Here is a 7,919-nt window from a genome sequence, read left to right as displayed (position 1 = left end):
TTCAGGAAATATATTTGGAGGTTAAAGCTCCAGCGTTTCATCTCGTTATAAAAATCTTCCAGGTAGGGGTTATTATCAACCGCTTCGTAAAGGGGTTCCCAGCCGTAATTTTTCGCTAACATTTCGGTAAGTGTAGTTTTACCGGCGCCAATATTTCCTACAATAGCTATGTGCATATTATTTTATTGCGATTATTTGTTCATGGTTAATAGATAATAGTTCATGGTCAGCAATCATCGCGCAAACTATATTTAGCTAATTGGCTAATATACGCCATGAACGATGAACCAACAACAATGAACCTACTAAAAATTCCTGAAACCGATAATTTCCCTTATTTCTTTAATGGTTTTTGAGGCGCTTTCGCGTGCCTTGGCAGCTCCGTAACGGGCAACCTGCCTTAATAAAGGGGCATCGTTAGCAATATCATTAATTTTTTCGCGGATAGGTGCTGTCGCGATGATCATATCTTCGGCAAGCTGTTTTTTCAAGTCGCCATAACGGATAGCACAGGTATTGTACAGGTTATCGAAATGCGCCAAAGTATCCGGTGTAGATACCACATTCATGAGATCGAACAGGTTCTGTATTTCCTGTGGTTTTGGCTGGTTATCCTGTGTAGGGCCCGCATCGGTAACAGCGCGCATTACCTTTTTGCGGATAGCTTCGGGCGTATCTGATAAGAATATGGCATTGCCTTCACCTTCGCTTTTACCCATTTTGCCCTTACCATCAAGTCCCGGTATTTTTACCAGGCTCTCGCCAAACGAAAAAGCGTAAGGCTCGGGGAAGTAGTCGTTATTGTATAACCTGTTAAAACGGTTGCCAAAAGTGCGCGACATTTCCAGGTGTTGTTCCTGATCTTTACCAACAGGTACTTTGGTTGCCTTGTGTATCAATATATCGGCAGCCATTAAAACCGGGTAGGTTAAAAGGCCCGCGTTTACGTTATCGGGGTTGGCGCGTACTTTATCTTTAAAAGATGTACTGCGTTCCAGCTCGCCCATATAGGCGTTCATGTTTAGATATAGGTAAAGCTCTGCAACCTCGGGCACATCGCTTTGTATGTAAATGGTGGCTTTTTCGGGGTCGATACCGGCCGCTAAATACTCTACCAATACCTGTTTAACATTGCCATGCAAATTGGCAGGGGTAGGGTGCGTAGTTAACGAGTGCAGGTCGGCTATAAAAAAAAAGCACTTGTATTCATGCTGCATTTTCACGAAGTTTTGAACAGCTCCGTAGTAATTACCTAAGTGCAAATTTCCGGTAGAACGTATACCACTAACAACAGTTTCCATATAGGGGGCGAAAGTAAGTATTTTTTCTATTTTTGAGGGCGATGAAAATGATATTGAAGAAAGTGCACCTATACCTTTACCAGTGCAGTGTGGGACTTTTTTACTTTCTGTTATGGCCCCTGATGTTCTACTGTTCGCGCAAACCGCAAAGGTATAAGCACCTAAACCGTTTACGCCGTATATGGGGTTTGGTGAGTTCGTTTTGTGTGGGGATAAGGTATCATTATCATTTTGAAGAGCCTGTAGATTGGAGCAAAACTTACATAGTTTGCCCCAATCATACCAGTAACCTTGATATTACCGCCATGAGCCTGTTGGTAAAAAGCAACTGCTGTTTTATGGGTAAAGAGGAATTGGTAGAGGGGATAGTAACCCGCCTATTCTTCCGTACGGTAGATATACCAGTGAACAGGGGAAGTAAGATGGCATCTTTCCGGGCATTTAAATTGGCTATGGATAGGCTGCACAATGGCATTACGGTTATTATATTCCCCGAGGCAACCATTCCTGACAATTACCCGCCAGACCTGCACCAGTTTAAAAATGGCCCTTTCCGTATGGCTATTGAGCTTAAAGTGCCTATTATCCCGATAACATCAATAAACACCTGGAAAATTTTTTGGGATGATGGCCATAAATATGGTTCAAAACCGGGTGTATGTGATATATTTGTACATAAGCCTATTGAAACGGCGCATTTAACTATTGATGATGCTGATGCCCTGCGCGATGAGGTGCACGCCATTATCAATAATAAAATTAACGAGCATGACCATAGACGAACAAACAGTTGATAAAATAGCCCATCTGGCAAGGCTGCAACTTGCAGCCGACGAGAAAAAGGGAATGATAAAGGACATGAACAAGATACTGGGCTTTATGGATAAGCTGAACGAGGTGGATACCACCGGCGTTGAACCCCTTGTTTATATGACCGCCGAGCCAAATGTTTTGCGCGAGGATGTTGTTAAGCAGGAAATTACAACCGAAGAAGCTTTACAAAACGCACCCGACCACGACGAAAGTCACTTTTTAGTGGAAAAGGTGATAAAATAGAGTCAGGGAAATAGAGTCAAGAAGTTAAGACATAAGAATCAAGACCAGGACAAAATCTTGATTCCTGATTCTTGAAATCTTTTATCTTTTCATCGTGTAACATTTTATACCACTACACTGTCAAAGTAAACAAAAACGGAATATGGCAATAGTTACCACTAAAGATAAGCCCCTTATTACCATTAAAGATATCGGTCGTAAATACGTTATCGGTTCTGAAATTATCCACGCGATAAAATCGGTAACCTTAACTATTAACAAGGGCGAATTTGTGGCGCTAATGGGGCCTTCCGGTTCGGGCAAATCAACCCTGATGAATATTTTGGGTTGTTTGGATACCCCAACCAAAGGCGAATACATTCTTAATGGTATTAATGTTAGCCACATGACGGATAACGATTTGGCCGAAGTGCGTAATGCCGAAATTGGCTTCGTTTTTCAAACATTTAACCTTTTACCGCGTAACAGCGCTTTAGATAATGTTGCCCTGCCATTGGTTTACGCCGGCATCAATAAAGAAAAACGTAATGCACGCGCACGCCAGGCCCTTGAAAATGTAGGCCTTGGTAACCGTACAGATCACCGCCCAAATGAATTATCGGGTGGCCAGCGTCAGCGTGTGGCTGTGGCCCGTGCCCTCATCAACGATCCATCTATTATTCTTGCAGATGAGCCTACCGGTAACCTGGATACTAAAACATCTATAGAAATTATGGGCCTGCTGGAAGATATCCACGCTAAAGGGAATACCATTATATTGGTTACCCACGAAGAAGATATTGCCATGCACGCCCATCGTATTGTGCGTATGCGCGATGGCCTGGTTGAAAACGATTACCTGAACGAGCATATTCAAGTGGTGAGTAAGCGCGTGCCAGAGCCTGTTAATTTAGAAAAAGAATAGTTTTTTTCGTTTTATATAAGTAGAAAGCCCTCTTTGCTTTGCGAAGAGGGCTTTTTTTTGAGACTATTGTCATCCTGAGCGGTAGCGAAGGATCTATCGGCTACATGCAAGTCGGCGATTAGATGCTTCACCGCGTTCAGCATGACAAGTAAAAATTAACACTTCAACTTTGCCAGCCTTGCAACAAAGTCAGCAAGGTAAAGCGTATGCTCGGGGGTAATGGGTTTGCGGTTGCCAATGATGAGGGTATGTTCGAATATCTCGACCACAAAATCTGTTTCCTGTATAGCCATCATGGCATCTCTAAACTCCTGTGTTATGGCCTGTTCGGCTTTGTGCTTATCATCTGTTAGCACATAATACCGGTCGCTAAATGGCTTGTCCTCTTTAAAATCAAGCTCGATAGGGAAAATTATCTCGCGGATCTTATCAATAATGGTTTCGGTGCGGATGAATACCCGGCCATAATCGCGCTTTAAATAGGCGAGAGCCCAGGGCTGGTACTCGGTATAGTAAGACGTTCGCCCTTTTACAGGGGCATGCGCGGTATTCATATCTACAAACAAAAGATAACTATCCCCGCATGGGTTTTTTATAGCGAATGTATCGCGAATGTTAACGGCTTGATGGTGGTTCAATACCTCAAATTGTTCCAGTTGAAAATCTATATATCCGGGCACCTCTATTTTAAACTCATCTTTCAATGCCTTGCAGGTAGCGTCGAAAGCATCTGTTTCAATTGATGATAACCCCGTGGTGTCAAATAAAAGTGTATTCATTTGTGATAAATAAAAAATCAGACTAAATATAATAACAGATGTTACAATTAAGTAACAAATTCATTATCAACTACGGCTAAATAAACAAAACCCTAAATTAAACGTATTTTGCAGCACTAAACATTTGTACAATTAAAATGAGAAAAATATTACTTCCCGTTATTGCGTTGCTGGCTGTCGCGCTGGTGTTTCAGTCGTGTAAAAAATCAAAAAGAGTTCAGATAGTGCGGGCTATCAACATTAGGGGCTTGTTGACTATAACAGGCAGCGGTAATACGTTAGGGGTAACCTCGAGCGCGGCTATTCAGCTTGCTGCTGCTGATGTTAATAAATATTTTGCCGACAAAGGCTATCCATATAGCATTGGCGTAGATGTGGTTGATACCAAGCATTCCGCGGATATTGCCGTTGCACATTTTAAAAATGCGGAGGCTGATGGGGTTAGTTTCATTATAGGCCCTCAAAGCAGTTCTGAGTTAGCCGCTATAAAACCAGAGGTAGATCAATCGAACATTATTGTAATAAGCCAAAGCAGTACCGCCGGCAGTTTAGCTATACCGGGCGATGCTATATTCCGTTTTTGCCCTTCAGATAAAATTGAAGGCGCGGCAATGGCAAATACTATTTACAAAAAAGGCCAAACGGCTTTGGTAACCGTTACGCAGGATGATGCAGGGAATAAAGGCTTACAAACATCAGTTAGCGCGGCATTTATAGCCAAAGGTGGTGTGGTTAGCGCTGTAACACCTTTCGCCATAGGTGCAGATTATAGTGCGGTTGTTGCCGATATTAAAACAAAAGTAGCGGCATACACTGCAACTTATGGCGCCGATAAGGTTGGCGTGTATTTGGCATCGTTTGATGAGGGTACAGAAATAATGAAGCTGGCTGCTAATGAGCCTACCCTTGCTGCTGTTAAGTGGTACGGTGGCGATGGCGCTGTTTTAAGCGCGGCCTATACCAAAGAGGCTAAAGTAGCAGATTTTGCTATCGCGACAAGCTTTTTTGCACCATCTGTTGGTTTGCCCGCCAGTTTAGAAACCCAGTACAAACCTATTGCCGATAAGATCAAGGGAAAAACTAAATTAGATGCAGATGCTTTTGCATTAGCAGCTTACGATGCTGTTTGGGCCATTGCTTATACTATTGAAGCCAATAATGGTGATGTAAGCGACTTCGCCAAACTAAAAACAAGCTTTGTAGAGCAAGCCAACAAACACCAGGGTATTACAGGCAGCGATGCGCTTGACGAAGCCGGCGACCGTGCAAGCGGTATATTTGATTATTTTGGTATTATCAAATCTGCTGTTGATGGTACTTATAGCTGGACATTTAAAGAAAAATCAGAATAAGTAAATAAATTCGGTGAGGACACCGAATTTTAGATAGTAAAAAGGGGAGCTAAGTTGGTTCCCCTTTTTACTGTTGCGTTCCGCCGGTTAAGCTTCAAAGTCATTTACGTGATTTATTTATCCGTCCCATAAATGGGACGGCAATGAACCTCGGTTTGTGGCAATATTTTCATTGCCGTTGGCTTCAGCCAACGGAGATAAGCAAGAAGCAAATGGCTTTAGCCTAAGCTCTAATACTTATACGGCTGCATTTTCCCACAGCTACAGGCGCAATTATCATCGGTTACGCCTAATTTTTTCAGGAAGAACTGGTAAAAGCCAATGCGGTCTTTCATGCTGTAATTATCCTCGCCCTTGTTGCATTCCAGGTCGCCGTTAACAATCAGTATCGTCATGCCGAAGCCGGGGGTGCGGCCTTTGGCTTTATCGGTGGCCTTTGGCTGCCATTTACCGATCATTACATCATGGGCCGATGGTTTGTGGGTTTCGGGCGTCATCCAAAAATAGATGGCTGTTTTAAAAGCTACTACCGGGTCGGTTTCTACCAGGCCGGGGTTGTTTAGCAATACTTTCTTATCGCCAAAAATACAATCAGATGCATAGCCGTAGTTACCGTTATAGCTTATTTGCATTGGCCCGCGGCCATAATATTTTTGCCCCTTAACAGGCGGATACTCGTCACTGTCGCTCACATAATTTAATGATGTATTATCTTCATGTATCAGCATTAGCCCGTCGGTATAGCTTTCGTTGCGGCCGTGGCGGGTTTCGTGTGCTATTTGCGCGAAAAAGGCGGCCAGTTCGCGTTTATTGGTGTTGGCATCCTTTTCGGTACAAAAATTACCATAGTCAACAGTATAGGTACTATCCGGTTTTACTTTGGCCCAGGCTTCGTTCCAATCGCCATCCTGGCGCACTACGGTGGCTTTACCGGTAGTTTTATCGGTGCGGGTGAATTGGTATACCGAAACCGCCCTGCGTATCACCTGTACCTTTATTTGGGCCAGGTCGTTCACGGCTTTTATAAATGCCTGGTAAGTATAAAACTTGTCGCGTTCCGGAAAAAGGGCGTTAAATTGCTGTTCGGTTAAAAGTGTTGAAAAATCTGCTTTAGGCTTTGGTGTTTCTGCAGCAGGCGCCTTTGTGTTGCCATTGCTGCATTTAAAGCTTAGTAATGCAACTGTAAATAAACAAACAAGTGCTATCCTGGCTGATGATATTATGGATTTCATAGTTTCTAAATAATATATTTGACAAACACGATATGCAAGTTTAAGTTTAAAATTGCACATTTATTTAGTTTTAACCAAAGAGTGCACCGAGGGGAATTCACAGAGTACACAGAGATTTATTTAAACCACTGTATTCTCTGTGTTAACCGAATTGCAAATCTCAGTGCCCTCTGTGGTTAAAAAACATTGTACAGCTTAAACGCATTTAAATTGCTGTTATTTTTATGAAGATATATACTAAAACCGGCGATAAGGGGTACACCTCATTAATTGGCGGCACACGGGTGCCCAAGCACCACCTGCGCATAGAAAGTTATGGTACGGTAGATGAGCTGAACTCCTATATCGGCCTTATCCGCGATCAGGATATCAGCGCTTACGATAAGGATCTGCTGAAACAAATACAAGACAGGCTATTCACTATTGGCTCTTCGCTGGCAGCCGACCCCGAAAAATCGCGAATGGTAATACCCGACCTGCACCCCGGGGATATTGAACTGCTGGAAAAGGAGATGGACAGGATGAACGAGACGCTGCCCGAACTAAGGCATTTTATTTTACCGGGCGGTAGTAATACTGTATCGTACTGTCATATAGCGCGTTGCGTATGCCGCCGTGCCGAAAGGCTAAGCGTGCATTTGGCCGAAGAAAGTACCGTAGATGAAAAAGTGAATATTTATCTGAACAGATTGAGCGATTACCTGTTCACCCTGGCGAGGGCGATTGGGCACGATAACAAAGTGCCTGAAAATCAATGGATACCACGGTTATAAAAAAATTACAAAAAAATAGTAAAAATCAATTTAAAAATATTATACTTTTGCCAAAAAGCAAGATTTACCATTTTAATATAAAAACATGTATTGGACACTTGAATTAGCATCGCACCTTGAAGATGCGCCATGGCCTGCAACTAAAGATGAATTAATTGATTACGCTATACGTTCAGGAGCGCCGGTAGAGGTTATAGAAAACCTGCAGGCACTTGAGGATGATGGTGAACCGTATGAAAATATAGAGGAGATTTGGCCGGATTATCCTACCAAAGACGACTTCTTTTTCAACGAAGATGAATATTGATCATCCGTAGCGAGATACAAAAAGCCCTTTATTAAATTAAAGGGCTTTTTTGTTGTGCCATTTTTTTGGAATGATTTTAGTATTACAATGTTAATATTACTTATTTAATACTAAACACTAAAAAAATAATACATTATGAGAGGCTTATTGTACATTATTGCTGTTATCCTGGTTATAGGATGGGCATTTGGATATTTTTACGCCGGCTCTGGCGG

Annotated in this window: 11 protein-coding genes; 7 read left to right on the top strand and 4 right to left on the bottom strand. The window is 42.5% G+C overall.

What is annotated here, in order from left to right:
• Both JWQ85_RS15035 and trpS read right to left on the bottom strand, forming a co-directional pair.
• A partial coding sequence (locus tag JWQ85_RS15035) for a deoxynucleoside kinase (RefSeq protein WP_299469376.1) occupies positions 1–176 on the bottom strand: 176 nt, incomplete at its 3' end.
• A gap of 129 nt (positions 177–305) precedes the next feature.
• Positions 306–1,301, bottom strand: coding sequence for a tryptophan--tRNA ligase (gene trpS / locus JWQ85_RS15030; RefSeq protein ID WP_299469375.1), 996 nt, complete (start codon positions 1,299–1,301; stop codon positions 306–308).
• An 89-nt stretch (positions 1,302–1,390) separates the two neighbouring features.
• Between trpS and JWQ85_RS15025 the strand changes: the two genes are divergently transcribed.
• The 3 genes from JWQ85_RS15025 to JWQ85_RS15015 all read left to right on the top strand — a co-directional run bounded on the left by JWQ85_RS15025 (position 1,391) and on the right by JWQ85_RS15015 (position 3,261).
• Positions 1,391–2,095: a 1-acyl-sn-glycerol-3-phosphate acyltransferase gene (locus JWQ85_RS15025; protein ID WP_299469373.1), complete on the top strand. Its 705-nt coding sequence runs from the start codon at positions 1,391–1,393 to the stop codon at positions 2,093–2,095.
• Positions 2,070–2,357, top strand: coding sequence for an Asp-tRNA(Asn)/Glu-tRNA(Gln) amidotransferase subunit GatC (gene gatC / locus JWQ85_RS15020; RefSeq protein WP_299469371.1), 288 nt, complete (start codon positions 2,070–2,072; stop codon positions 2,355–2,357). Before JWQ85_RS15025 ends, gatC begins: the two co-directional genes overlap by 26 nt.
• 142 nt (positions 2,358–2,499) lie before the next feature.
• The gene (locus tag JWQ85_RS15015; protein WP_299469369.1) at positions 2,500–3,261 is read left to right on the top strand and encodes an ABC transporter ATP-binding protein; all 762 of its coding nucleotides are present in this window, start codon (positions 2,500–2,502) and stop codon (positions 3,259–3,261) included.
• Positions 3,262–3,416: 155 nt separating this feature from the next.
• On the opposite strand, the gene JWQ85_RS15010 is transcribed toward JWQ85_RS15015, so the two are convergent.
• Positions 3,417–4,040 (bottom strand): hypothetical protein, encoded by a 624-nt coding sequence (locus tag JWQ85_RS15010; protein WP_299469367.1) that lies wholly within the window; start codon positions 4,038–4,040, stop codon positions 3,417–3,419.
• A 137-nt stretch (positions 4,041–4,177) separates the two neighbouring features.
• Between JWQ85_RS15010 and JWQ85_RS15005 the strand changes: the two genes are divergently transcribed.
• Positions 4,178–5,392, top strand: coding sequence for a penicillin-binding protein activator (locus tag JWQ85_RS15005; RefSeq protein WP_299469365.1), 1,215 nt, complete (start codon positions 4,178–4,180; stop codon positions 5,390–5,392).
• 230 nt (positions 5,393–5,622) lie between these two features.
• Here JWQ85_RS15005 and JWQ85_RS15000 read toward each other — a convergent pair whose 3' ends face one another.
• Positions 5,623–6,624: a chitinase gene (locus tag JWQ85_RS15000; protein ID WP_299469363.1), complete on the bottom strand. Its 1,002-nt coding sequence runs from the start codon at positions 6,622–6,624 to the stop codon at positions 5,623–5,625.
• Positions 6,625–6,848: 224 nt separating this feature from the next.
• Here JWQ85_RS15000 and JWQ85_RS14995 point away from each other — a divergent pair, with 224 nt between their 5' ends.
• The 3 genes from JWQ85_RS14995 to JWQ85_RS21935 all read left to right on the top strand — a co-directional run.
• Positions 6,849–7,397: a cob(I)yrinic acid a,c-diamide adenosyltransferase gene (locus JWQ85_RS14995; RefSeq protein WP_299469361.1), complete on the top strand. Its 549-nt coding sequence runs from the start codon at positions 6,849–6,851 to the stop codon at positions 7,395–7,397.
• Between the two features lie 85 nt (positions 7,398–7,482).
• Entirely contained in the window at positions 7,483–7,704 is a 222-nt protein-coding gene (locus JWQ85_RS14990) for a DUF2795 domain-containing protein (protein ID WP_002996718.1), read from the top strand.
• A gap of 135 nt (positions 7,705–7,839) precedes the next feature.
• Positions 7,840–7,919, top strand: an 80-nt coding sequence (locus JWQ85_RS21935) for a DUF5670 family protein (protein ID WP_367186222.1), incomplete at its 3' end; no start/stop codon positions are given.

The organism is Mucilaginibacter sp. (assembly GCF_028288105.1).
Taxonomy (GTDB): Bacteria; Bacteroidota; Bacteroidia; order Sphingobacteriales; family Sphingobacteriaceae; genus Mucilaginibacter.
Note: the sequence above shows the minus strand (reverse complement) of the source record. Positions and strands in the feature narration are given on the sequence as shown.

Excerpts from the sequence above, each read along its gene's own strand:
- JWQ85_RS15015 (WP_299469369.1), top strand. The coding sequence starts at position 2,500 with ATGGCAATAGTTACCACTAAAGATAAGCCCCTTATTACCATTAAAGAT.
- gatC (WP_299469371.1), top strand. The coding sequence starts at position 2,070 with ATGACCATAGACGAACAAACAGTTGATAAAATAGCCCATCTGGCAAGG.
- JWQ85_RS15005 (WP_299469365.1), top strand. The coding sequence starts at position 4,178 with ATGAGAAAAATATTACTTCCCGTTATTGCGTTGCTGGCTGTCGCGCTG.
- JWQ85_RS15000 (WP_299469363.1), bottom strand. The coding sequence starts at position 6,624 with ATGAAATCCATAATATCATCAGCCAGGATAGCACTTGTTTGTTTATTT.
- JWQ85_RS14990 (WP_002996718.1), top strand. The coding sequence starts at position 7,483 with ATGTATTGGACACTTGAATTAGCATCGCACCTTGAAGATGCGCCATGG.
- JWQ85_RS14995 (WP_299469361.1), top strand. The coding sequence starts at position 6,849 with ATGAAGATATATACTAAAACCGGCGATAAGGGGTACACCTCATTAATT.
- trpS (WP_299469375.1), bottom strand. The coding sequence starts at position 1,301 with ATGGAAACTGTTGTTAGTGGTATACGTTCTACCGGAAATTTGCACTTA.
- JWQ85_RS15010 (WP_299469367.1), bottom strand. The coding sequence starts at position 4,040 with ATGAATACACTTTTATTTGACACCACGGGGTTATCATCAATTGAAACA.